Raw genomic sequence first — 26500 nt, 5'->3', positions numbered from 1 at the left:
AATGAAATTATCAAAGCGTGTAATGTATCAAATCTATCCAAAATCATTTCAAGATACAACGGGTGATGGTTATGGAGATTTACAAGGAATAATAAAAAGATTAGATTACTTAAAAGAGCTTGGTATTGATATGATTTGGTCAAGTCCATTCTATCCTTCACCGCAATATGACAATGGTTATGATGTGAGTGATTATACGGGAATCAATCCAGATTACGGGACAATGGAAGACTTCGATGAGCTAATGGAAGAACTTCAAAAGCGTGGGATTGATTTAATGATGGATATGGTATTTAACCATGTATCAACGGAACATGAGTGGTTCCAAAAGGCTTTAGCCGGGGATCAATATTATCAAGATTTTTTCTACTTAGAGCCAGCTAAAGAAGACGGATCATTGCCAACCAATTGGGATTCTAAATTTGGTGGACCGGCTTGGGAAAAATTTGGCGATACAGATTTATATTATTTACACTTATATGACGTGCACCAAGCAGATCTAAATTGGTACAATCCAAATGTACGTAAAGAATTGCAGAAAGTCTTGAACTTTTGGTTAGACAAAGGGGTCAAAGGCTTCCGATTTGATGTATTAAATGTCATTGGGAAAGAATTACCTTTTGTTGATAGTGAAGAACCAGGCTCAGCTCAAGAAAAGTCATTGTATACCGACACACCGATCGTTCATCAGTGGGTAAAAGAATTAAATCAAGCCTCTTTTGGGACACGTGAAGACATTGTCACTGTCGGGGAAATGTCATCGACAGACGTACCCAATGGTGTTCGTTACACAAATCCAGCTGAAGAAGAGTTAAGTATGATATTTAATTTCCATCATCTAAAAGTGGATTATGAAAATGGAGAGAAATGGAGTAATCCAGACTTTGATTTCTTGGAATTAAAACGAATTTTAGATGAATGGCAAACTGGAATGTCAGATGGTGACGGATGGAATGCGTTATTCTTAAGTAATCATGACCAACCGCGTGCGAATAGCCGCTTCGGAGATATTGAGAACTATCCGTTTGAAACAGCGACAATGTTAGCTCAAACCATTCAATTCTTACGAGGAACACCATATATTTATCAAGGTGAAGAAATTGGAATGACCAATCCTAATTATACGTCGATTGAAGAATACAATGATATCGAAACTCATAACAATTACCAAATTCTCTTAGACAAAGGTGTCTCAGAAGCGGAAGCTCTTGAAATTATTCAAGCGAAATCACGTGATAATGGTCGTACACCCGTTCAATGGGATGACAGTGATCACGCAGGCTTTACAACGGGCAATCCTTGGTTAAATGTCGCACCGAATTATAAAGAAGTAAATGCCACTAATGAATTAGCGAATGGTCAAATCTTTTCATATTATCAAGAGTTAATTAAATTACGTCGTGAATATGATGTGATAAGTGATGGGACTTACCGTGGGTTATTATTAGATCATCCAGAAGTAATGGCTTATGTGCGTGAATTAGAAGATGAGAAGTTATTAGTCTTCAGTCATTTCTATCCAGGTGAAGTTACAGTGACTTTACCAGATGAATTCAAAGGCCTATCGGCTAAGAAACTAATTGGTAATGGCACATTAGAAGAAATGTCTGATTCAATCACGTTGAACGCCTACGAAACAGTGGCATTTTTAATAAAATAATAGACAAAAGTGAGGAGGGAATCTATGACAGAACGTGAAAAGATGCTAAATGGCGAGTGGTATGACGCGAATTATGACGAAGGACTTGTGGAAGAACGTAGAATTGCGCAAGACTTGTGTTTTCAATTTAATCAAACGTCACCTTTAGAAGAAGAAAAGCGACAAGACATTCAAGAAAAATTATTTCAGCAAAAGTTAGACAACGTTGGAATCTCTAGTCCATTAACTTGTGATTATGGGTCACTTACCCAATTTGGGCATGACGTATTTGTTAATAGTAATGTTTACTTCATGGATGGTGGTGGCATTACAATTGGAAATAATGTCTTTATCGGTCCTAACACTGGTTTCTATACAGCTGCTCATCCATTGGATTATCCAAGTCGTAATATTGGGCTTGAGAAAGCTTCGCCGATTGTCGTCGGAAATAATGTTTGGATTGGAGCCCATGTTGCTATTATGCCAGGAGTAGAGATTGGTGACGGGTGTGTGATTGGAGCTGGAAGTGTTGTGACACGTGATATTCCAGCTAATTCATTAGTTATGGGATCACCTGCGCGCATTGTTAGAGAAATTGATCAAACAGATCAAATAAAAGATAAATAAAGTTATGAGATAAGAGCGGAGCACTGTCATAGAGTGTTTCGCTCTTACTCTATTTCTATTACCATAGATAATAAACTGTTTCACTTTTCCTTATAACTGTTATAGTTTCTTCTGTGGAAACTTAATGAAAGCATATTTTTATTGGTATTTTATAAATAAAAACTGTTGCAAATAATTATGAAGGGTGTTATCATATTTGTAATGAGACATAGTCAATGTGTCTCAGAATAAACAGCATATACTTTTCCTTAAGGAACCATTCCCTTATAACATATATATATCGATAACGAGTTTGTTCAGATATTAGAAGCCCCCCAAACCTCTCATATTTTATACAAATATCGTTATCCATCTACGACAGAACTTCAAAGAGTTCTGTTTTTTTATTGCACAAAAAAAGCTGTCAACTTAGAGTTAGACAGCTTTTCCTATATAATTATTTATTACGTACTGTTTGTAAAGCTTCTGACCAGCTTACAACGTCGTTTAACATGTTATTTACTGAATCTGTATGGTAATCAGCAGGTTTGAACTTGCTCATTTGTTCAAAGTCAGTGTTCATACTGAATGTTACTTGAGGACCAACAACAGCAACTTTTAAGTTACCTAACATTGGACGCATCATTACACTTGCGCTAATTCCTAATTGTCCACCGTATGACACAATTCCAGCAGCTTTATGGAAGAATTCACTTGCTAAGTAATCAATCGCATCTTTTAAGCCACCCGTTACAGCTTTATTGTATTCTGGTGTAACAAAGATAAAGCCATCTAATTCTTTCACTTTATCAGACCATCTCTTAACGTTAGGATTTGGACGATCATCTGTTGCAACAGGAGGAATAACCTCATCAAAGCGTGGAAGATCAAACTCTTTAATATCCACTAATTCGAATTCTGCGTTATTATTATGAGCTTTCGCAAATTCTAAAATCCATTCTGCCACTTGTAAATTTACACGTGAGTTACGTGTACTACCTGTAATAATTCCAATTTTAACCATATGTTAGCCTCCTAATAATTTTGATACCGTAATAATTCTAGCTTAAGTATGTTATTTTTACAAACGAATATGTGAATAAATGAATATAAAACTTTATTACTATAAAATTATCTGGTAAATTCCTCACAACACTCTACTCAATGAAGAAGACTATGCTATAATGAAATTAATATTTTGAGGAGACGAATGTGAATACATATGAAATTAAAACAACTTATTTTAAGCTCAATCGCTTTCTTGCTCGTCGGATGTGCAAGTGAACCTATGATTAACTTAAGCGAAGAGAACCAAAGTATTATAGAAGAGAAACGTCAAAGTCTAGAGGGTAACCAAACAGAAGATGAAAGTACAGAAGGTACTGAAAGTGAAACCAATTCAGCAGAAGGTGAGGACACTCAAAGCCAAGAACCTGATGAAGCAAGTAACAGTCAGATCCTAACAAGCTTCGATACGAGTGATTGGGTAGCTTTAGAAGACGCCGTTCAGTTAAATATTGAAGATTACTTACCAAATGTTATGTATCAAATTAAGCAATATAGTAATGGGGAGACGTCACGTGTTGACTACCCTGACTTCGTGGACCAAACATTGAACATGATGCAAGTGGAGACGCGGATAACAGATCAAGCGCCCATCGTGAATATCTTTAGTTGGGGAAATTCACAAATCACTCGCCTAGAAGAAAGTTCAGAAATGAATCCATATGTGAACCATCTAACAGGGATGGCTAACCAAGCGACTCAGGAATCTGAACTCTTGCTACAAGCACCCCTGCAAGTTGGTACAAGTTGGCAACGTGATGCAACGACAACAAGTGAGATTACTGCGATCTATAGCCAAGCAACGATAAGAGATCTGGAGTTAGAGAATGTGATCGAAGTTACTTCAACACTTGAATCAGGTACTTTAATTGAATATTACGCCCAAAATGAAGGTGTCGTAGCGACCGTTGAAGCCGACGATGCGGGGACGGTGACGCAAGTATGGCAAGCACAAGCAATCTATCATGAGAACCGTATTATCAATAATGTTGAAGTGATGCTGCCGACAACGGATGATGCGATGGTTGAGCCTGGGCAAGCAGCATTCTCATGGCAAACGAACGGGAATTTTGCAAGTGCTTTTGACAGTATGTTTAAAGAGATGGGTATTCTAGATGATACGATTACAGTCCAATCGGTCACTTTAGATGAAGGAGTTGTCATCATTGACTTCTCACCTGGGGTGGTAGCTGTATTGAATAGCCATGAAGCTTCAGAACAAGCAGTGATTGCTTCAATTGTAACGACACTAGGGAATTTCTTTAATGCGGATCAAGTACGTTTAACAGTGAATAATAGTGGTATGTTACCAGATACGCTTGAATACCCTACGAATGGGATTTATCAAGTGAGTACAATAACGACTCCTTTAGAGACAGTCGATGCGTCAGTTGAATCAAGAGAGTCAACATCGAACGCTTCATCAATGGATGAGTCTGCAACTACAGATGAAAGTCAAACAACGACCGGTTCAGAATCACTTTAACAGTGGATAGGAGCAAATGATGTCTAACATAATCGTAATTATGTTTATTCTATTTAACACAACTATCAGTGGATTGTATTTTACTTTTTCTAATACTATTATGCCTGTGCTAAAGCAAGAAGAGGATGCTCGTATTGGTATTCGAATAATGAATCAAATCAATAATGTAATACAGAACAGTCTGTTTTTCCTGTTGTTCTTTGGATCTCCTTTACTAGCGGTCGCCATGGTTTTGATGAATATAAATTCTACCTTGTTTGGGCTGGGTAGTTTACTACATATTATCGGAAGCTTTTTAGAAACCATTGTGAAAATGTTCCCTGGAACAATCGACTGATGAATGAAGCCGATGAGACCAGTTGGCAAGAATTTGTTAGTGAGTGGACTCGCTGGAATACGATTCGAGCTATTATGGGTTTGCTAGCTTCAACAATTATTTTGCTTGAATTATTCTATTAAAAAAGTGGGTTTGGAAATTGTCCAAACCCACTTTTTATTTGCATTAATTATGTGCTCTAAACCATTGATTCACTCGTAAGTTCATTACTTCTAGAAATTGATCAGCTTGATTAATATTATCGGAAAGAACGACTAAAGCGTACTGGGGCTGATTATTTTCATAATAGATTCCACTATCGTTAACTGCTTGCTCATAGCGACCAAATTTATTCGCCATCATCTCATTATTAACATATGACGTGAACAATTGGGCCGGACTTGTTTCAAACATTAAGTTAATCAAGTCACTGTAGGATTCATCTTGAGCAATTTTAATTAATACTTGCTCAGTAATATAAGCTGAACTTAGATTATTGTTTAAGAAGTCTTCTGGTTTCTCATCAATTCCAGCAAACGTTAAAATATCTTCGCGGAAATTACCGAATTCTTTATCGTACTCGGCTTTAAGTATATTCATTGCAGTATTATCTGAATGAGTGACTGCTTCTGTAATCAGTTCCTCTATCCTATAACTGTTTTCCAAAGGACCGTTTGTAATGTTTCCAGCCCCGGCTTCAAATAAGGCTTCACTGTAATCAAGTTCACTATCTAATTGATACTCACCTGAGTTGATTAAATCAATATATAAGGCAGACAGTGGAACTTTCGTTATACTTGCTGCAGTAAATAATTCATTCTCGTTCAGATAGTAATGTTCCTCATTGTGGAAGTTATAATAAGCTAAACTAATTTCAGAAGAGTTGACGTTAAACTCAGTAAGTGTTTGGTCTATGACATCAGCCATATTTTCATAGGCGTCTAAGTCTAAAGGTTCAATTCCATTTTCTTCCATCAAATCAGTTTGATAGATGTCGTCAAAAGTAAGCTCTGATTCTGAAGAACTTTCTGTCGATTCGTCTTCTTCTTGGCTTTCATCTTCAGAACTGCTATCAGATGATGCGCTGCTTGCTTCGGATTCTGATTCACTTGTCTCGTCTTCCTCGGTGTTTTCATCTTCAGAACTGCTTTCAGATGATGCGACGATTGCTTCGGAATCAGATTCACTTGTCTCGTTCTCTTCTTGGCTTTCGCTCTCGGAACTGCTCAATGATGTTTCAGTACCTTCTTCGTCTGAACTATTTTCAGTAGAAGACTCACTTTCTTCACTACTTTGGCTTGGAACAACCGCAACACGATTACTTTGGTTGGTTGTATCTACATCTAGTGTCCTTTCCACGTCACTTTCACTCTCTTGCTCTGATTCATCCGTTTGAGAACTCGCTTCACTAGAGTTTGCAATCGTTTCTTCACTAGATTGATTGGGTTGAGACGACACTTCTTGAGTAGATGTTTTACTTGGGGCTTCTCCATTACTGTCGTAATTAAGGTATAAAATAAAAGTAAAGCCTATTACAATGAGGATAATTAGACCCCACCGCAAATTTTGATTATTTTGCATTCATTAACTCCTTTAAGCGATATTCATTCATTATATCACGGATTTATAAACCGATTATGACGCGGAGCGAACTCTTGAAAACGAAAGCGGTCAATTCGGTGACGTGAAATCGTATATTGAAAAAACGTCGCGTCTTTTAGAAATACTTGGCTCCTCACTGTGATTGTGTAGTCTTCTGGTTTAATTTTTAAGTATTTAATATCTAAATCATCGGCGGGTTCACCGATAAATTCTTTCGATGCGAAGCCGATTTCTAGACCAAGATCGCCTTCAAAGTATTGATAGATGGAATCTTCTGCTACTTGGTTTGGTATTTCAGACACGATACTTTGACGAATATAATCTTCATCGATAATCACGACTTCGCCAGCAATTGAGCGTGTTCGAATTAAGTGAATAAACTTCTCTTTGGAACTCATTTTTACATCATTTAATATAAAATCTGGAACAGGAATAATATCATTTTTAATAACTTGTGTCGTACTGGCGAGATTATTTTCCTCACTTAATTCTTTATAACTCACTAAACCACTAATTGGCAAAGCGAAACGTCGATAATCTAAAACAATGGACCCGTGTCCTTGTTTTTTAAAGATAAATCCATTATCTGATAACATCCGTTGCGCTTTACGAATCGTCTCACGAGAAACATTATACTCTGTTGCGAGTGAAGTTTCACCTGGAAGTAAAGACCCCACTGGATAAATGTTTTCTTTTATTTTGTTTTCAATATCTAGGTATATATATTCAAACTTATTCATAAAACTCACCTCTTCTTTAATCAACCCTATTCTATCACGCTACTGATAGGAAGGTAAATGATATTCAGGTGAGAGTTGGGGAGGCAGTGTAAATAAGATAAAATTTCTCACCCCAACCTATCAAAACCATTTGCAATATTCAAATGAATCTTGTATAATGCTAAAGAAATTGAATGTAGTAGCAGTCAAAGTGCTTACGAACCGTATATCAACATGGAGAAATCATGCATATAGGGGGAGTTTAGGCATTTTTTTTGTGAGCAAAATTAGAAAGGAGTCATTCAATGTATACAACAGATACCATTGCAGCTATTGCTACAGCACTGGGAGAAAGTGCGATTGGCATTGTGAGATTGAGTGGAGATGAAGCAATTGAGATTGCGAGTAAAATCTTCAAAGGTAAGAACTTAAATAACGTCGATTCGCATACAATTAACTATGGCCATATCATTGACCCTGAAACAGGAAAAGTCATTGATGAGGTGATGGTGAGTGTATTGAAGGCACCAAGATCTTATACAACGGAAGATAGTGTTGAAATCAACTCACATGGTGGGATTATGGCCATTCAAAGAGTACTTGAAGTAGTCTTAGCGAATGGTGCGAGATTGGCTGAGCCAGGAGAATTTTCGAAGCGTGCATTTTTAAATGGTCGTATTGATTTATCACAGGCAGAAGCAGTGATGGATTTAATCCAAGCGAAGACGGATAAAGCGATGGATGCGTCAATGAACCAACTACAAGGAAGTCTTTCAACTAAAATACGTTCATTACGTCAGGAAATGTTAGACACACTCGCACAAGTGGAAGTAACAATTGACTACCCAGAATACGATGATGTCGAAGAGATGTCATTGAAGCAACTGAATGAAACAGCCGTACATGTGAAGGAACAAATCCAAAAAATCTTACATCAAGCGCAACACGGCCGTTTATTCCGTGATGGAATTAATACTGCGATTATCGGACGTCCAAACGTTGGTAAGTCAAGCTTATTAAACCGATTAACTGGTTTAGAGAAGGCAATTGTAACTGATATTGAAGGAACAACGCGTGATACGATTGAAGAATACGTTAACGTTCGTGGTGTACCACTTCGACTTATCGATACAGCTGGAATTCGCCAAACTGATGAAGTCGTTGAACGAATTGGTGTTGAACGCAGTCGTAAAGTTATGGAAGAAGCAGATTTAGTGATTCTAATCTTAAACCAAGCGCAAGCCTTACAAGAAGTAGACATTGAACTCCTAGAATTAACTAAGGATCAAAATCGCATTATTTTATTAAATAAACAAGATTTAGAGCCTAAATTAACTCACGCTGACTTAGAACCTTACATTCAAGATGCCGATTTAATCGCAACATCGATGCTTGAAGAATCTGGGATTGATGAGTTAGAAGCTCAAATTGAACAAAGATTCTTCAGTGGTGAAATCAAGTCTGGTGACGTGAACTATTTACTGAACACACGTCATACACAATTACTACGCCAAGCAATTAGCTCACTGGATGAAGTGCTTGAGTCAACTGAGATGATGTTGCCTGTTGATTTAATTCAGATGGACTTCACACGTGCTTGGGATTTACTTGGTGAAATTACCGGAGATTCTGTCCAAGACGAACTATTAAATAAATTATTTAGCCAATTCTGTTTAGGTAAGTAAAGGTAGAAAGGACGACAAAATCATGACAAAACTATCAACTATTTGTTATCTCGATAATGGATCAGAGATTTTACTGCTGCATCGCAATAAAAAGCCGAATGACATTCATGAAGGAAAATGGATTAGTGTCGGTGGTAAATTTGAAGCAGGTGAAACACCTGAAGAATGCGCCATCCGTGAAATTAAAGAAGAGACAGGCTTGACCGCTACAAAACTTGATTTAAGAGGCTTTATTACATTTCCAGATTTCAAACATGATGGTGAAGATTGGTATAGTTTTGTCTATGTCGTGACTGAGTTCGAAGGCGAACTCCTTGAAGAATGCGATGAAGGAACACTGGAATGGGTTCCTTATGACCAAGTCATGTCAAAACCGACTTGGGAAGGGGATTACATTTACTTAGATTGGTTAGTGAAACATACACCATATTTCTCAGCAAAATTTACTTATGATACAAATGGCGAATTAACCGAACATACCGTTGAATTTAAAGAAGAGAAGAAAGACTAGAAAGGAGTTAATTATGCAAATATATGAAGCAGGACAATATGATGTTATTGTTGTTGGAGCAGGACATGCTGGATCAGAAGCCGCTTTAGCAGCAGCCCGTATGGGATCTAAAACACTTTTATTAACATTAAGCTTAGAAATGATTGCGTTTATGCCGTGTAATCCATCCATTGGTGGACCAGCCAAAGGGGTAGTCGTTCGAGAAATCGACGCACTGGGTGGCGAAATGGGGCGCAATATCGATAGAAACTACATTCAAATGCGTTTATTAAATACAAGTAAAGGCCCAGCAGTACAAGCTTTACGTGCCCAAGCAGATAAAGAAACATATGCAAAAAACATGCGTCAAGTTCTTGAAGAAGAAGAAAACTTAACACTTAAACAAGGAATGGTTGAAGAATTATATGTCGAAGATGGCCAAGTAAAAGGTGTTATTACAAACTCAGGTGCTAAGTATTTAGCTGACGCTGTTGTATTAACAGCCGGTACATCTTCACGTGGTAAAATTATTATTGGTGATTTAGATTATTCATCCGGTCCAAATAATACATTACCTTCGATCAAATTATCTGAGAACTTACTGGAATTAGGTGTTGAATTAGCGAGATTCAAAACAGGAACACCGCCAAGAATTCATGCTGATTCAGTAACGTTTGAAGATACTGTTGAGCAACCTGGTGATACAATGCCGAATCACTTCTCATTTTTAACACCTGATGAAGACTTTAAAGAAGAAAGTGTTTCGTGCTGGTTAACGCATACGAATGCCCAAACACACGAAATTATTCAAGCAAACCTACACCGTGCCCCAATGTTTAGTGGAATGGTTGAAGGTGTTGGTGCTCGTTATTGCCCATCTATCGAAGATAAAATCGTTCGATTCAGTGACAAACCACGTCACCAAATCTTCATTGAACCAGAAGGCGCAAACACGAAAGAAATGTACGTTCAAGGCCTTTCAACATCATTGCCAGAGGAAGTTCAAGTTGAGATGTTACGTACGGTAAAAGGTATGGAAAATGCGAAACTGATGCGTCCAGGCTATGCGATTGAATATGATGTCGTTATACCACATCAATTAGACTTGTCACTTGAAGTGAAATCATTACCTGGTTTATTTACTGCAGGTCAAATGAACGGAACAAGTGGTTATGAAGAAGCAGCAGGTCAAGGAATTATGGCTGGTATTAACGCAGCACGTAAAGTCCAAGGAAAAGACCCGCTCATCTTAAAACGTAATGAAGCTTATATCGGTGTGATGATTGATGACTTAGTAACAAAAGGGACAACAGAACCTTATCGTTTACTTACATCACGTGCGGAATATCGTTTATTATTACGTCATGATAATGCTGATATGCGCTTAACTGAAATTGGATATGAGATTGGTTTAGTATCTGAAGACCACTATGAAGCTTTCAAAGCGAAACAAGCACTCGTTGATCAAGAGTTAGAACGCTTAAGCAAAATCCGCTTAACACCACATACGGAAGGTTTAGTTGATTTATTCGAACGCGTTGGATCAGCCTTATTAAAAGATGGGATCTTAGCAAGCGACTTATTAAAACGACCAGAAATTCGTTACTTTGACTTAGTGACATTAATTCCTCGTGAAGGAGGACCATTGAACCGTCAAGTTGGTGAACAAGTTGAAATTCAAATTAAATACGAAGGTTACATCAATAAAGCTGTTCGAAAAGTAGAAAAAATGAGTGCCATGGAAGAAAAACAAATTCCAGAAGACATTGATTGGGATGCAATCGGGAACTTAGCAAATGAAGCAAGAGAACGATTAAAACTTATCAATCCAAGCACTTTAGGACAAGCAAGCCGTGTGAGTGGGGTAAACCCAGCAGACATTGCGATCCTTTCTGTTTATATCCAACAAGGAAAAATTAAACGTGTTGGCGAACCAACAGCATCATAACATTATAAATGGAGGCGACACACTGAGGATTCAGCGTGTTACCTCCATATTTTTTAAGAAATCTTTAGCTTTAGGCCCAAAGGTTGTTAAGTATTTATATGGGATGTATAATATTCTTATTATAGTTATTTGCTAGGAGATTATCATGAACAGTATTAAACGTTTTTTAAAAGAGAATGGCTTATTTTTATTACTCATCGTTGGAATGGTTTTACTAAGATTATTTGTATTTACACCCTTTGAAGTCGATGGTCCTTCGATGAACTATACTTTAGCACACGGCGACCGATTATTCGGTGCAAATATGTTCAATGTGGATCGATTCGATATCGTGATACTTGATTCGCCGACTGAGGAAGGAAAGCAATACATTAAACGTGTGATTGGCTTACCTGGAGACACAATTTCATCCGAAGATGATGTGATTTATATTAACGACGAACCATTATCAGAAACTTACTTATCTGAAGAAACTCGTCAGAATAATACGAATACCGTTGATTTTGCTCCATTAACAATTCCTGAAGGGGAATACTTTGTTATGGGAGATAACCGAAATCATTCGTTCGATAGTACCGAGTTTGGACCGATTCCTGAAGAATCAATTAATGCTGAAATATTATTCAGATTTTGGCCATTAAATACCTTTGGAACTGTCGATGAAACTGATTAAATAGAATTAACCACCTTCACTAGACGTGTTTAAACCGTTTAATGAAGGTGGTTAATTTTGTGTAAATGGTAATTTTAATCGGTTAAATTGTATAAATATCTGATGAGTGAACACTTTCCAAGTTTTTAACACGTTCACACAGTATTTGATCAGCTATCTTCAAATAATTTTGGGCATTTGTTGATAATTCTTGGTTTTTGGGAGCAATCCAGCAAATATGATGACTTTCTGAACTTTCTAAAGGAATCGACGTAACATAAGAGTCAGTGATGCGGTTGGTCATAATGCCTGAACCTGTTAAATAAGCATTTGACCCTGTAATGATATTAATCGCACTCATCCGGTCACTTACAACAACCTTTTGATCATTTGCTTGAACCTCTAAGGGGTGTTCAGTTAAGAAGTCGTTTTGATGTTCTGTTTGTTCGAATGTTATCGCAGGATAATCCATTAAATCCTTATGTTTAATACTTTCAAATTCAGTTAAAGGATGGTCTTTTCGAATAAAGACATGTGGCTGGAATTCCCACATCACATGAAATTGTAGATTTTCTTGTTCAAATAGGCGAGTTAACATTCGGCGGTTAAATTCACTTAAGTAAACAAAGCCAATTTCACTAACATTTTGCGAAACATTTTTTATGACCGAATAGGTATCTACTTCAAAGAAGCGGTAGACAAAGCGTTCACCTGGATGTTCATTAATGAATTTACTGAAAGCTTCTGAAGCGAAGTCATAATGCTGACTTGAGACAGAAAAGAATTGACGTTCCGACTCATTATTAACAAACAAATCGCGCATGACATCAAGTTGGCTTAAGACTTGTCGAGCTTGAGTTATAAATTCATGCCCTTCATGTGTTGTGGTCATTCCGCTACTTGAACGGGTAAACAATTGTTGACCGACTTCAGCCTCGAGTTCTTTAAGTGAGACTGATATGGTTGAAGGGGATACAAATAACAACTCAGCTGCGCGGTTAATCGATCCGGTTTTTTCAATATAGTCTAAATACTTTAATTGCTGTATATTCAAATACATCCGTTCCTTTCTGAAACTATAGAAATGCTCTCTAAGTTGGATTTGGATACGATAATTAAATATACCGTAATAAATCTTTCAATGGTAATTATCATACCGCAATTTGTTGTAAATGTTAAATGACTATATAAAATTTTAATGAAAAAACTTGAGAAAAACTGTAAACCCGCATTCATTTTCAAAACGACCTCGAGATAAACACGAAATCATTCCACAGAAAAAGCCCTCAACCACCCTATTTACATGGTAGTTGAGGGCTAATTTATTTTATTCAGTAGCTGAATTTAAGTAATTGTTTCTAAACTCTTCTACTTTTGCTTGGTCAGCGACTAATGTATTTCCAGTTTCAACAAGTGGCGATAATGTTGAGTAAGCTGGTAATTTTAATCCTTGGTAAGCAGCATTAATTTCTTCTTGGTTGATAGCATAAAGAACTGCTTTTCTTAAGTCAGCACTATCTGATACAGGGCGACCGGGTGTGTTGACGTTGAACAACATGTAAGTTACCGCATTACTTGGAATTGATTGGAGTGCTAAACTTGGCTCATTCTCAACAATTGGGTAATCAACTTCACCTAAACCATAGTACAGATCAACTTCGTTCGCACGTAATGCAGATAAAGCACTACTTGAATCAGCGATAAAGCGAACAGTTACTTGTTCAATGTTTGCATCTGCATCTGTATCAGGACGGTATGCTGGGTTTTTAACAAAGTTTGCTTGGTAATCATTTTTATCAACCATGATGTAAGGACCACTTGCCCATAGGTGGTTATCATAAGAGCCACCTTCAGTGACAGCACGTTGGTCTCCATAAGCGATGTCTGAGTTTACATCATAAGACTCGATGTCATAAGTATTTATTGCTTCTACTTGTTGTTCTGACACGATACCTGCTGATTGGTGACCTAAGTAATTTAATACTTGTGGGAATGGTTGTGTTGTTGTTAATTTAACGACTTGGTAATTACCATTCGCATTATCGACCTCATCTTCAGAAGCAACAACAGCTGAGATAGGTGTTTCTAAGCCTTCTTCTAAAGCTTCTTTTACAGATGAGTCACTCCCAGAAAGTGTCGCTTCTTCTAATTCAGCGACATCTTCTACAATTGAAACTTCATCAATATGCTCATGTAAACTATACGTACGGTGATCTGGAACTGAATTAGGGTCTTTTGCACGATTGAGTGAGTAAACAACATCTTCAGCCGATACTAAATCACCTGTATCAACCGCTGCACCGTCTTCGATTTGAGCAAAGTTAATATCATCACGTAAGATGAAGTAATACTCTGAGTTTCCATCTGCAATGGCGTGGTTATAACTTAAAGAATTTTCAGATGTAATTTGATCATCATCAGTTAAGTTAATTAAACGCACATACATATTTGTATTTAACTGGTTAATACTTCCATCATTCCCTTTAATTGGGTCTAATGAAGTTAATTGTGATGACGTTTGTGTTAATAGAAGCGGGCGTTCTGCATGTAGACTTTCATCAACATATGATACAGGTTCCCAAGCAAAAGCTCTCGATTTAGACAAACGAATTGAATCTGGGTTTAATACTTCTTGATTAAAGGCTTGTGCTTTTAATGATGTATATAATGGCACGATATACGCATTTTCAGTCACTAATTGATTCTCGAATTCAGTATACGTGTTCACATATTCTTCCGGTGTTTCCGTTGCTGCTTGTTCAATTAACTCATCCACTTCCGGGTTACTCATAATACTGTTATCCCCATCTGATTTAAATAATGAACGAACAGCGTAATCAGGGTTCCCTGTAACGGTCGTCCAACTTGAGATAGCTAAGTCATAATTTCCTGCTTCTTTTTGAGCATTAAAACTTGCATAATCCGGTTGTAAACTTGTCTCAACTTGGAATCCAGCACGAGTTAATTGGTCACGGACAATATTAACATCTTGTTCGGATGCTGATTGAGCTAAGATAGTAATGGGAATAGCTTCTTGAGCATTGGCAGTTTGTACAGTAGTTGCGACGGGAGCGACTACTCCAACTAATACTAAGGCTGTTAAAAATAATTTGTTTAAAATTTTATTCATGAAAAATCTCCTTTTATTTTGCTTTGAATATTTACGACACTTACAACAATCTTCATCTGTGTTCATCGATACAGCTCACCAACTTTCTTCATAAAATGCTTACGTGTTATTGAGTCATCTTAGGATCTAAAGCATCACGTAAGCCGTCTCCTAAGAAGTTAAATGATAAAACTAAGGCAATAATAGCCAAACCTGGATAGATAGCTAAGTAAGGTTGTGTTTCTAGATAGTCACTTCCGATACGTAAGATGTTACCCCACTCAGGAATATGACTTTCAACCCCTAAACCTAAATAACTTAAACTACTTGTTGAAATAACTGCCGTCGCGACAGTAAGCGATGATCGAATAATCATAGGGGCACTCGCATTAGGAATAATATGTTTTAAAATGATTTTTACATCACTGACCCCAACGGCGTGGGCAGCTTCAACATATTCTAATTGCTTCACTTGAAGCACGTTAGCCCGCATTGTTCTGGCGTAACCAGGAATGCCACCAATACTCAAAGCAAGAATTAAGTTTTGAGTCGATGTCCCAAAAGCCGTCACAATCGTAATCGCCAGTAAAATACCAGGAATCGCGTACAAGACATCCAAGGAACGCATAATTGTTTGGTCAACGCGGTGTGAGTAATAACCTGAGACTGCACCTAGGAAACCACCAATTAGTAGAGGCGCTAAAGTAGCCAAGACCCCAACTAATAAAGAAATCCGACCACCAAAGACCATGCGTGAAAAGACATCGCGCCCGAAATTATCGGTTCCTAAAGGATACGTCATACTTGGTGCTTGTAAAATCGCCGTATAATTATTTTCTACGGCGTAACTATACTCAAAGGTTAAGTAACTTGTCATCGCCATGGCGAATATAAAGGTAATAATATAAAGCCCAAAGATTGCGACTTCATGACGAGAAATGTTTGAAAAGACACTGCGGCGGCGCACATTTGCTTGATTATGATGTTCTCGCCAGATTAACCAAGCAGCAATCAAACTTAATAAATTTCCACTGAATGAAGTGACTACAAGTAAGGCGATAATAATATATAACTGAGTTTTAGACACGTTTTTCAAGTGAGCACTAAATAGAGCAAGTCCCCAATGAAAGAGTAAACTGAAGCCCAATAAGACTAAACCGATAATAAATGTCGGGCTCATTGTAGGTTTGAAAAAGTTTAAACTTGTTGTCACAATAATCGTTAAGTCAACGAGTACTGCGAAGATTAAATATATTTGATACGACATGAGTTTGCGTAATACTAAGAACATCCCCGTAATAAAATTAAATGGATTCCCTAATAAGACGGATAACATAAGGACAAAGCCCCATACGCGGTGCATAGGATGAACTTTTCCATTGTTTTGAATGCGTCTGGCAATAAAGAAGTTTATGAAGCTGAGTATCAGGTGAGTAAGGGCGAAGCCGATAGTCACTAAACTCCAATCTGTTCCTTGTCTTAAATATGTAAATAACACGACCGCTAATGAGAAGACGATCGAAAGTGTTGAAGCAAAACGTAAATAGCGTTTTACAACCGATGAATAAGATTGAATCAAAGCCAAACTCCTTTCTATCTAAGCTTAATTTTTTAACGTTGTTCGAATACGTGGATCAATAAGTGCATACAGTAGGTCAACGACTAAATTGACTAAAGATACAATAATCGCGATATAGATAACCCCACCTAAAACAGCTGGAATATCCGGCACAAATTGTTTCTCTACAATATAACTACCAACCCCATTAATATTGAAAACTTGTTCGGTAACGGCTGAGCCACCTAACATCCCACCAAATTGCAGACCAATCACCGTAATAACTGGAATGAGGGCGTTAGGAATAATGTGGCGCCAGATGATGCGCCAATTCGACATTCCTTTTGACCTGGCTGTTAGAAGGTAATCTTCATGAATCACTTCTAAAGTCGAAGCCCGTGTCATCCTTGCAACAGAAGCAGCTAAGCTTGTACCTAAGACAATTGCAGGCATCAGTAGTGACCACGGATTGTCCGGATTAAAGGTTGCAGGCAACCAACGGTTACGAATTGAAAAGTTTAAGATAAATATTAAACCTAACCAAAATGTTGGAATCGATAGACCGATTAAAGCAATGAACATAAAGAACTGGTCAAATAAAGAATTCACTTTCACCGCCGAATAAATACCAGCAGGAATCGCAATAACTAATGAAATAGCTAAAGAGAAGAAAGTAACTTGTAAAGTAATAGGGAAACGGCGTATTAAAGCGTCAATAACCAATTCATTCCCTACATATGTGAAGCCTAAATCAAAGGTTACAACCCCTTTAATTGTTCGTAGGAGCTGAACCCAATAAGAATCATCTAAGCCATGAAGCACATTGAAATTATCAATTTGCTCTGGTGTTGCTTGAATACCTAATATATTTTGGGCTGGATCTGAGGGTGAAAAATAAAGTAAAGTAAAGACAATCCAAGTCACCCCAAAGATAACAAAGACCATTAAGAATAGTCTTTCAGCAATATATCTAATAATTGGAAAACGGTAAATTGTCATTAATAGATACATCGGTAAAGCTAACATAATACTCGAAATAAAGCCGATTGGGGTTGAAACCCATTGAGAATAAATATCTGAAAGAGAGACACTTTTTGAAATATCTTCATCTTCAGTGATTAAAGTTTGAATATAGTTATTTAATCGCTGAGCAACGATTTTTTCAGTTTTCTCTTTATTAATATTTTGGTTGAAGTAGCGTTGTTTATTACGCTCTTCTTCTAATAATTGTTGTTTTATCGCTTCTTTCTCTGTTTGAGAGAGTCGCTCAACGGCTGGTTGGGCTCTGTTCTTCAAGTAATTTACGATTTGAAGGACGAAAAAGATAATATGTAAAGGAAAGCCGAGTACCCAAAGGGCTACCTTATAAAGCCATTGTCTTTGCATTTGTTGGTAAATCAAAGACCATTGTTCAGATTGATTCAAATATTTCACCTCCAAAGAAAAAATAACGGATTGAATCAGACTAATTTAGTATAACGCTTCAAGACTAAAACCAGTCATGGGGATTTTCGAAGGCTAGCATTCGGATTTTTGAATGACGGTTGTCTGATCTACTCGCCTCTTTCGGATAGTTGCTATGTTATAATAATCGCTGTGTATTAACAGATATCAACGTATATAAAGAAGTATAGGAGTGAGTAAATGTCTGATATTTTAAAGGTCAACCAACTAGGCTTAAGCTTTGAAAGTGAAGACCAACAAGAGGAAGTATTAAAAAATATTTCCTTTTCAGTAGAAAAAGGTGAAATTGTTGGGATTATCGGAGAATCAGGTAGTGGGAAAAGTATGACGGCCCGTTCAATTACCCAACTATTACCTGATAATGCCATCATTCATTCTGATAGTGAGATTGAATTCAAAGGGCACAACCTCCTAGATATTAAACCAAAAGCCTTACGTAAAATATTGGGTGAAGATATTGGAATGATTTTCCAAGATCCATTAAGTTCATTGAATCCAACAATGACTGTTGGTGATCAAGTGGTGGAAGTGATTGGCTTGCATCAACGGATGAGCAAAAAGCAAGCACGAGAAAAGACAATTGAATTGATGACATCCATTGGTATTAAAGATGCTCAAACACGCTTTAATCACTATCCCCATGAGTTTTCGGGTGGGATGAGACAAAGAATTATGATTGCGATTGCCTTAGCAGCGAATCCAAGTTTACTCATTGCGGATGAGCCAACAACGGCTTTAGATGTGACCATTCAAGCTCAAATCTTAGCACTGATTAAAGAGTTACAAAAAGAATTGAATTTATCGGTGGTGTTGATTACACATGATTTCGGTGTTGTCGCACAAATTTGTAGTCGAGTCATTGTAATGCAAAAAGGTGAAATCGTTGAACAAGGTCCGATTGATGAGATTTTTAATCACCCTCAACATCCATATACACGCCTATTACTTGATGCCGTCCCAAGAATCGAAGAAGAGAAAAATACCCAAGAAAAAGATAAAGCTCAACCTTTAATATCGGTTGAGCAATTGGAACAAGTCTTTGATATTGGTAAAGGGAAGCAATTAAAGGCTGTCAATCAAGTTAATTTGGATATTTATAAAGGAGAGACTTTAGGGCTTGTAGGCGAGTCAGGTTCTGGAAAATCCACATTAGGGCGTGCCATCCTTCAATTATATAAACCAACGAGTGGACGAATTATCTTCCAAGGGTTTGATTTACAACAGTTAACCAAAGCTGAAATGTTGAAAGTCCGTAAAGATATGCAAATAATCTTTCAAGATCCCTATGCATCATTAAACCCCAGAATGAAAGTCGAAGATATTATTGGAGAAGCTCTAGACACGCACGGTTTAGTAAAGAACTCGAAAGAAAGACGGGCGCGAGTGGAGGAATTGCTTCGCTTAGTTGAGCTCGATCCAAACTTTGCGACACGCTTCCCCCATGAGTTCTCAGGAGGGCAACGACAACGGATTGGGATTGCACGTGCGTTAGCTGTTGAGCCCGATTTTATTGTGGCTGATGAGCCTTTATCTGCCTTAGACGTGTCAATCCAAGCTCAAATTATTGAACTCTTAAAGAAACTGCAAGACAGACTAGGATTAACTTATCTGTTCATTGCTCATGATTTGGCAGTCGTGAAACAAATTAGTGACCGAGTAGCAGTCATGCAACAAGGACAAATTGTAGAAGTAGCAGAAACGAACGAATTATACGCGAATCCACTACACCCCTATACACAACAATTACTTCAAGCTGTTCCAAGGTTAGATGCACAGATGAAGTCGAAGGTGGTAGACTCTAATCCGCTAAAAGCGTGGCAACCAAATAAAGAAGTTGTAGCATTAAAAGAAGTTACTTCCGGACACTATGTAGCTAACTATTAACATATGGCATCCTTACTTATGAAGTAGGGATGTTTTTTATTAGGTGAATTAAACGCAATCAGGTAGGATTAAGTCATAGAGACGTTGTTTAAAGTTAGGAAGGAGCTAAAGTTATGATTGAATTGTTGGAAGAGCTTGCTAGAGTAAATTACTCAGGTGCCCCTTTTCTTGTCGCTTATGGTATAACATGGTTAATATGCGGAGTATTATGGCAAAAAATTAAATTAAACTATGCAGCCATTGCCACTCTGTTTCAGGGAATAGTTGCTTTACCAATCGCTTTACTCATTTTATATATTGTTGGTGCATTTACCTTACGACCGGATACGGGCATTTTAAATTCATTAAGTATTATCATTGCGATGAGTCAATTGTTAGCAATACCATTGTTGATTGCTATGTTCCAAAGAGAGCACTATACTATCATTCCTTTTATATTTAGCATCGTAGGTGCGGTTCATTTTCTAATGTATGCTTGGCTGTATCAAGAAGTTGCTTATATTATTATGCCGATTGTTCTATCAGTATTATTGGCCGTTATTTATGGTAAAGGTAAAGTCAATCAATTAATAATATCCGCTAAAAGTGCTGGGCTAGCTTGTTATGCAACCGGGGGGCTCTTATTGATGAATGCATCATACTTACTATCAGGATACATCATTTAACTTGAGGAAGAGCAAGAAAGTGATGAGATGTGGATTTAAAAGAAAGTTCAAATCCATCCTCCAAGATTGAGAATATATCAAAAATTTGTTGAAAGGAGTACGACTCATAATGGATACTAAACAATTAATCACAGAGATGAAAGGCCACCGAACAGACGATGCCCAAGCAATGTCAGCGTACTTAAGAAATCAGTTTCCTTTTTTAGGTCTTAAAAGCGTAGCACGTCGGAATATAGCAAAGCCGTATTTCAAAGAAGCTAAACAAGAAGCACGAGCACTGTCTAAAGTGAATCCAGATACACCTATTATCGATTGGAATTTCGTCCAAGAATGTTGGCAACAGGAGGAACGTGAATTCCAATATGTTGCCACTGACTATTTAAATGATATGCAAACTTATTTGAAAAAAGACGATATCAATCATTTGAAAAAACTTATTACAACAAAGTCCTGGTGGGATTCTGTGGATGCTTTAGTGAAAAGAGTGGGCTATCTTCAAACACAGTATCCAGAGTTAAAAGAAACAATCATTGAATGGAGTGTATCAGATGATTTATGGTTGCGACGCGTAGCGATTATTCATCAATTAAGTATGAAGGAAGCAACCGATACTCAATTACTGACTCGAACGATTATGAATAATTTAGGAAGCAACGAATTCTTTATTAATAAAGCCATTGGTTGGGCATTACGTGATTATGCGCGAATAAATGAAGAATGGGTCAAGAATTTTCTTAGGCAGTATCAGACTGAACTAGCTCCTTTATCAATTCGAGAAGCATCAAAACATATAAATATGTAGACAACAAAAGACGTAGATTTTCATCTACGTCTTTTGTTGATTAAAAAATATTCTTCTTCTCGAACGCATTATCTTGAGGGTTGTAACCTAAATTGACTCTTGCTTCTTCATTAGATAGGCGAGTAAATGTGTTATTAGAGACTCCATTAACAATTAAGAAGGGTTCTTTTAATTCTGCTTCGATACAGCCATCTATAAGACGATTCATATCCTCTTTAGATAAGTACATCGCCATGCCGTACTCATCAACTTCTTCGTCTAATTCATCGTCGCTCACTTTATAATCTGCGATCCGAATCGCAATAGATTCAATGCCATTTGAATAAGCATGGTAAGCAGCTAAACCTTCTAAGTATGCTTTAGATACGCCGTATAAGTTAGCAGGACGGATTGGATCCGTGGTCTTGACTTCAACACCGTCTGGATAACCATCAACGATATGAATCGAACTAGCGACGATGATGCGCTTCAGATCCTTGGCGCGTGTTGCTTCGTCATACAAATTATGTGGGATTTTGTAGTTCAAATCTAACAAGCTCTCATAGAAACCAGCCTCTTGATCAGCTTCACCAGCCAATTGAATGACATATTCGATGCCATCTAGTAAGCCGTTCCAATTTTCAGGTTCAAGTAAATCGCGTTTAACAATGGTTGCTTTATTTTGAATATCATCAGGAAGGTCAGAAAAATCACGTCCGACTAAAGTAAGCGCGTGTTTAGTAATAAGGTGCTTTGCTAATTCGACACCAATGGTACCTGTTGCTCCAGTTATGAGTATCTTTGCCATAGTATTGTCTCCTTTTATTATATTGTTACTTAAGATTACGTTTATAGTGCAAAAAATACAATTAAAAACACTTGCGAAGAAAAGAATATTGTACAATTTGTTTATAAAAAAGTAATGAAAGATTCGAATCCATTTGCAAAATGACTTCCATGGTGTAAAATCAAGAGTAATACAAAATGATATCGCTTTCCTATTACATGTATATAATAGAGTATTGAATAGAATTGAGGAGTGATGAGATGAATCTAGTAATACCCAAAGAAATCCGAAAATATATTGATAACCAGAATTTTCAAATTGATTTGATAGGTAAATCGAAGGCAAAGAAAATGATTTTAGATGATTGCGTTCTTAAGATAGAATCATCTTCTGATGAAGTTAAAAACGAAGTGCTAATGCTTAATTGGTGGAATAATTATCATCTACCAGTACCTGAAATTTTTGAAAATATTCAAGTCGAAGGAATAAACTACTTATTAATGGAGAAATTAAAAGGAGATCCGTCTTATGAAGTCATTGTCAGACGATCGACTGAGGATTTAATTGAGTTGTTAGCTGATAGTCTTAAGTTACTTTGGAATGTGGATATAACACATTGCCCCAGTTCACAATTGTTAGAAGACAAGTTAGCAGCAGCAAAAGAGCGTGTAGAAAAGAACTTGGTTGATGTGAATGATGCTGAGGAAGGAACGTTTGGTGAAGATGGATTCAATAGCCCAGAGGCATTATGGGATTGGTTGGATAATAATCGTCCTGAAGAAGAGAAATTAGTATTGTCTCATGGAGATTTTAGTTTACCTAATCTAATTGCTAGTGGTTCCTACTTAACAGGCTTTATTGACCTTGGGCAAAGTGGCGTCTCCGATATTTATCAGGATATTGCGATCTGTTATCGCAGTTTGTTGAATAATCTAAAAGGAAAATTCGGTGTATTACGCGAATTTACTGAACAAGAGATTGAAAACTATAGCAACTTACTATTCGAGAAGTTGGAATTAGAACCTGACTGGGATAAGTTACGTTATTATATCTTATTGGATGAGTTGTTTTAGTTGATGATGAGAGAATTCTTAAGCCCTAGAGATTAGGCTTGAGGGGTCTTTTTGCTATCGACAACACAAAAAAGAACTAGCCACTTCTTCAGTTAATCTGTAGCTAGAACAATTCCAGCAGAACGTGTTCAACTCTTGCACGCTCCTTAGGCTTCACAGAGATTAATTGTTTGTTCTCCATAACTAAATCTGAACCATCTATTCGAACAACATGATTAACATTCACTATGTATGACCGATGGCAATGAACGAATTGTGGATATTCTTCCAATCTTTGATTAAGTTGCGACATATTTTCATAGAACCAATCATTATGATGCTGGGAAACGATGACTTTCTTTCTACCATGACTTTCAAAATATAGAATATTATCTAAGAGAATCGACTTATCTATTCCATTTTGGCTGTAGTTGAAGAAAGGAGATTGTGTTTCGAGTAATTGGTAACTTCTACCCAATGTTTCGAATAATTGAGTGCGTTTGATGGGCTTAGGAATAAAGCCAGAAGGCTTAACTTGAAATAAGTTGCGCTCATAACCATTCGTTCCTGTTACAAAGATAATCTCACTGGCATAATCTTTTAAATCATGACGGATATACTTAGCTACTTCAAGTCCATTCATTATAGGCATCTCAATATCTAATAAGATAATTCGCTTCATAGGCTCTTCTTTTTGAAGGTATGTGATTAACTGTTCACCTGACTGGTAACTTTTAACCCAAAAAGAAGTTTTGTGCTGTAGAGTATATTCCTGAATGAGCTGACTCAATTGTTTAGTAATGATTTCTTGATCATCACATATCAGAATTTCAATCATCTTTTACCTCCTTATCAACGTTTTCACTGGGCGTTTCATTCAATATGATTGAGACGGTAAAGGTTTCTTGGGTATGGTCAATTTTTAGTAACCCTTGGTATTTTTCAACAATTCGTTGCACACTCTTCAAACCAAAGCCGTGAATGGACGTGTCATCTTTACGTGACAGAATCTGTTGGCCTTGCTTGTTGACGATACCATCAAAGGTGTTAGCAATTCTTACTTTGAGTCGATTCCCTTCAAACAATATTTTTAGTTTAATTATCCGATTAGCTTCCACTGTCAAACACCCTTCAATCGCATTATCTAACAAATTCCCTAATAATACAGCGAGATCAATAGAATCAATATAAATATCCTTAGGAACGACGATATCCGTTATTACTTCAATCTCATTATCTGAAACAGAATGTAACTTCGAATTGATTATACCATCGATAGCAATATGACCTGTTTCGATAACTGGTTTCTGTAAATTATCAGGAACAATATCAATTAAGATACTCTCAAGCTCCGAGTTTGGATATTGACGAATGAAGCCATACAGTGGTGTCAAACGATTCTTAATATCATGACGAAATTGTCTCCATTCCTCGTTATGAGATTCTAATAATCTTAAGTGACTGGCGTATTCAAGCTGTTCTTGCTTGAAGTTTTGTTGTTCTGATAATAAGTCAAAACTCTTAGCCAAAGCATCATAAAGCTCGAATAAGATGATGTTAATAAGGAGGAAGAATAGAGCTAGCGACATCAAAATAGTTCCAGACAAATTAATCCATAAGAAAAGTAAAAAAATGATAATAGTAATCAATGGAATAATAAATTGGATGGTGTATAAAAAAATATTTTTATTCTTATGTAGCGCGCGATATTTACGGCGGTGTAAATATTTGATAAATAGAAACTCAACTAAGTAGGTAAAGACGACTGACATGATTGATTGGTAACTCGATGTATCTTGAAAATCTATTGTATATATATTTAATAAGGTAACAACAATAAGTTCAATGATAATAAAAAGAGCTAACAAGATGATACTCTCGCTAATCTGTTTAAAAATCTCACTAATATAGAGTCTTGAAATTAATATTATGCACATAATATTGATTGAGACGGTTAATAGAGGAGTTTCAAAAAAAAGATAGACACTACTAATTAATAAATAACTAATAAAACAAACAAATAAATTTTTCCCTAAAGACTCAGAGTTAGACCCAAATCTCACTTGGAAATAGGACCAAAGATTATAAACATAAATCGGAGTAATCAATAAATAAAAAATATCAAATGTAGTCAAATTGAGCCTCCCGAATGAAATGTCCTAATGATTCTATAATATTATACTAACATTTATACATGTTTTTTTGAATATATTAGATTAATTTATTCTCGTTACATATTAAGGGAGTTTCGTTACATTCTGGGAAATTATACAAATAAGTGTTATATGATGGTTATAGTAAATGAAAAAGGAGGGAGTAATTGAAAAAATACTTAAAATATTGCTTAAGGTTTTGTTACATCGGAATAATGTTTATTGTGAAGTTCAATGTCACTGAGAATTTGAGCTCTATAATTATTTATGAGCCAAAACGAAGCAAAAACATTGAGGAGTATTTTTCAAATAAAGATGGTTACTAAATTATCACAACAATTAGGTCGTTCAATGTCATTATCTGATGTAGAGGTTGAATGTGTTTCCCTTGGTATTTCAATAATTATTTTTCAATTGCTAGGATTCATTCTTGCTGCGATAATCGGGCTATTTTTTAACGTAATTGAAGAATTGTTTATTGTTTTTTTTATGTATATCCCTTTAAGAATGTGTGTGGGTGGTTTTCATGCAAGTAAACCAGAATATTGTATGTTGTATTCGGGTATTATGTTTTGTTTGCAAGCTATCGGAATAAAATATGTATCCTGGGATAATGAATTTGTGAGGCATTTAATATTTTTTTCGCTAGTTTTAATTATACGCCTAGTAGTCGATTCTAAGTCAATTATTTACCGTTGGGTGAAATTAGTATTTGTAGCACAAACTAAATATGCTATAAGTGTACTAAACTTAATGTGTATAGCTTATGTGCATATAGCGTTCCAATAAGACCACAAAAACGCGATTTCCTGAGCCAGGCAAATCGCGTTTTCTTGAAC

At 36.6% G+C, this 26500-nt stretch carries 23 protein-coding genes; 13 read left to right on the top strand and 10 right to left on the bottom strand.

Translation table 11 applies throughout. The features are described 5' to 3' along the window. The first annotated feature begins 1 nt into the window (after position 1). Together treC and ACFO5Y_RS02980 are read left to right on the top strand one after the other, a co-directional pair. Complete coding sequence (gene treC, locus ACFO5Y_RS02985) at positions 2-1660, top strand: alpha,alpha-phosphotrehalase (RefSeq protein ID WP_197104092.1); 1659 nt, start codon at positions 2-4, stop codon at positions 1658-1660. A gap of 24 nt (positions 1661-1684) precedes the next feature. Next, positions 1685-2266, top strand: a complete 582-nt coding sequence (locus tag ACFO5Y_RS02980; RefSeq protein ID WP_197104093.1) for a sugar O-acetyltransferase — start codon at positions 1685-1687, stop codon at positions 2264-2266. Positions 2267-2702: 436 nt separating this feature from the next. On the opposite strand, the gene ACFO5Y_RS02975 is transcribed toward ACFO5Y_RS02980, so the two are convergent. Then, positions 2703-3269, bottom strand: coding sequence for an NADPH-dependent FMN reductase (locus ACFO5Y_RS02975; RefSeq protein ID WP_197104094.1), 567 nt, complete (start codon positions 3267-3269; stop codon positions 2703-2705). A 198-nt stretch (positions 3270-3467) separates the two neighbouring features. Between ACFO5Y_RS02975 and ACFO5Y_RS02970 the strand changes: the two genes are divergently transcribed. Both ACFO5Y_RS02970 and ACFO5Y_RS02965 read left to right on the top strand, forming a co-directional pair. Next, positions 3468-4796, top strand: coding sequence for a GerMN domain-containing protein (locus tag ACFO5Y_RS02970; protein ID WP_197104095.1), 1329 nt, complete (start codon positions 3468-3470; stop codon positions 4794-4796). Between the two features lie 19 nt (positions 4797-4815). Next, complete coding sequence (locus tag ACFO5Y_RS02965) at positions 4816-5133, top strand: anthrone oxygenase family protein (protein WP_209494304.1); 318 nt, start codon at positions 4816-4818, stop codon at positions 5131-5133. 165 nt (positions 5134-5298) lie between these two features. Here ACFO5Y_RS02965 and ACFO5Y_RS02960 read toward each other — a convergent pair whose 3' ends face one another. Together ACFO5Y_RS02960 and treR are read right to left on the bottom strand one after the other, a co-directional pair. Beyond that, positions 5299-6693, bottom strand: coding sequence for a serine hydrolase (locus ACFO5Y_RS02960; protein WP_197104096.1), 1395 nt, complete (start codon positions 6691-6693; stop codon positions 5299-5301). A gap of 35 nt (positions 6694-6728) precedes the next feature. Further along, the gene (treR, locus tag ACFO5Y_RS02955) at positions 6729-7454 is read right to left on the bottom strand and encodes a trehalose operon repressor (protein WP_138403788.1); all 726 of its coding nucleotides are present in this window, start codon (positions 7452-7454) and stop codon (positions 6729-6731) included. 284 nt (positions 7455-7738) lie between these two features. Between treR and mnmE the strand changes: the two genes are divergently transcribed. The 4 genes from mnmE (at position 7739) to lepB (ending at position 12229) form a co-directional block, all read left to right on the top strand. Beyond that, entirely contained in the window at positions 7739-9118 is a 1380-nt protein-coding gene (gene mnmE, locus ACFO5Y_RS02950) for a tRNA uridine-5-carboxymethylaminomethyl(34) synthesis GTPase MnmE (protein WP_197104097.1), read from the top strand. 22 nt (positions 9119-9140) lie between these two features. Beyond that, a complete protein-coding gene (locus tag ACFO5Y_RS02945; protein ID WP_197104098.1) occupies positions 9141-9629 on the top strand; it encodes an NUDIX hydrolase in 489 nt (162 codons plus the stop codon). A gap of 13 nt (positions 9630-9642) precedes the next feature. Beyond that, entirely contained in the window at positions 9643-11556 is a 1914-nt protein-coding gene (gene mnmG, locus ACFO5Y_RS02940) for a tRNA uridine-5-carboxymethylaminomethyl(34) synthesis enzyme MnmG (RefSeq protein WP_197104099.1), read from the top strand. 145 nt (positions 11557-11701) lie between these two features. Further along, entirely contained in the window at positions 11702-12229 is a 528-nt protein-coding gene (gene lepB / locus ACFO5Y_RS02935) for a signal peptidase I (protein WP_197104100.1), read from the top strand. A gap of 82 nt (positions 12230-12311) precedes the next feature. On the opposite strand, the gene ACFO5Y_RS02930 is transcribed toward lepB, so the two are convergent. From ACFO5Y_RS02930 to ACFO5Y_RS02915, 4 genes are all read right to left on the bottom strand, one after another. Next, complete coding sequence (locus ACFO5Y_RS02930) at positions 12312-13262, bottom strand: LysR family transcriptional regulator (RefSeq protein ID WP_197104101.1); 951 nt, start codon at positions 13260-13262, stop codon at positions 12312-12314. Positions 13263-13535: 273 nt separating this feature from the next. Beyond that, a complete protein-coding gene (locus ACFO5Y_RS02925) occupies positions 13536-15338 on the bottom strand; it encodes an ABC transporter substrate-binding protein (protein ID WP_197104102.1) in 1803 nt (600 codons plus the stop codon). 106 nt (positions 15339-15444) lie between these two features. Continuing rightward, positions 15445-16896 carry an ABC transporter permease gene (locus tag ACFO5Y_RS02920; RefSeq protein WP_197104103.1) on the bottom strand — a complete coding sequence of 484 codons (1452 nt, stop codon included), beginning with the start codon at positions 16894-16896 and terminating at the stop codon, positions 15445-15447. 24 nt (positions 16897-16920) lie between these two features. After that, positions 16921-18300 (bottom strand): ABC transporter permease, encoded by a 1380-nt coding sequence (locus tag ACFO5Y_RS02915; protein WP_197104104.1) that lies wholly within the window; start codon positions 18298-18300, stop codon positions 16921-16923. A 219-nt stretch (positions 18301-18519) separates the two neighbouring features. Here ACFO5Y_RS02915 and ACFO5Y_RS02910 point away from each other — a divergent pair, with 219 nt between their 5' ends. The 3 genes from ACFO5Y_RS02910 (at position 18520) to ACFO5Y_RS02900 (ending at position 21690) form a co-directional block, all read left to right on the top strand. Further along, on the top strand, positions 18520-20223 hold the full coding sequence (locus ACFO5Y_RS02910; protein WP_197104105.1) for an ABC transporter ATP-binding protein: 1704 nt from the start codon (positions 18520-18522) through the stop codon (positions 20221-20223). A 113-nt stretch (positions 20224-20336) separates the two neighbouring features. Further along, positions 20337-20888 (top strand): DUF7010 family protein, encoded by a 552-nt coding sequence (locus ACFO5Y_RS02905; RefSeq protein ID WP_197104106.1) that lies wholly within the window; start codon positions 20337-20339, stop codon positions 20886-20888. A gap of 109 nt (positions 20889-20997) precedes the next feature. After that, positions 20998-21690 (top strand): DNA alkylation repair protein, encoded by a 693-nt coding sequence (locus ACFO5Y_RS02900; RefSeq protein WP_197104107.1) that lies wholly within the window; start codon positions 20998-21000, stop codon positions 21688-21690. A 40-nt stretch (positions 21691-21730) separates the two neighbouring features. Here ACFO5Y_RS02900 and ACFO5Y_RS02895 read toward each other — a convergent pair whose 3' ends face one another. After that, on the bottom strand, positions 21731-22477 hold the full coding sequence (locus ACFO5Y_RS02895; RefSeq protein ID WP_197104108.1) for an NAD-dependent epimerase/dehydratase family protein: 747 nt from the start codon (positions 22475-22477) through the stop codon (positions 21731-21733). 239 nt (positions 22478-22716) lie between these two features. Between ACFO5Y_RS02895 and ACFO5Y_RS02890 the strand changes: the two genes are divergently transcribed. Further along, positions 22717-23529: an APH(3') family aminoglycoside O-phosphotransferase gene (locus tag ACFO5Y_RS02890; protein ID WP_197104109.1), complete on the top strand. Its 813-nt coding sequence runs from the start codon at positions 22717-22719 to the stop codon at positions 23527-23529. A gap of 103 nt (positions 23530-23632) precedes the next feature. Here the strand turns inward: ACFO5Y_RS02890 and ACFO5Y_RS02885 are convergent, their stop codons facing one another. Both ACFO5Y_RS02885 and ACFO5Y_RS02880 read right to left on the bottom strand, forming a co-directional pair. Continuing rightward, positions 23633-24346 (bottom strand): LytR/AlgR family response regulator transcription factor, encoded by a 714-nt coding sequence (locus ACFO5Y_RS02885; protein WP_197104110.1) that lies wholly within the window; start codon positions 24344-24346, stop codon positions 23633-23635. After that, positions 24339-25376: a sensor histidine kinase gene (locus ACFO5Y_RS02880; protein WP_197104111.1), complete on the bottom strand. Its 1038-nt coding sequence runs from the start codon at positions 25374-25376 to the stop codon at positions 24339-24341. Before ACFO5Y_RS02880 ends, ACFO5Y_RS02885 begins: the two co-directional genes overlap by 8 nt. 552 nt (positions 25377-25928) lie before the next feature. On the opposite strand from ACFO5Y_RS02880, the gene ACFO5Y_RS02875 reads away from it, so the two are divergent. Beyond that, entirely contained in the window at positions 25929-26450 is a 522-nt protein-coding gene (locus ACFO5Y_RS02875; protein WP_209494306.1) for an accessory gene regulator B family protein, read from the top strand. Positions 26451-26500 lie beyond the last annotated feature (50 nt).

Origin of the sequence: Ruoffia tabacinasalis, from assembly GCF_042652985.1 — a bacterium.
Lineage (GTDB): Bacteria > Bacillota > Bacilli > Lactobacillales > Aerococcaceae > Ruoffia > Ruoffia tabacinasalis.
Note: the sequence above shows the minus strand (reverse complement) of the source record. Positions and strands in the feature narration are given on the sequence as shown.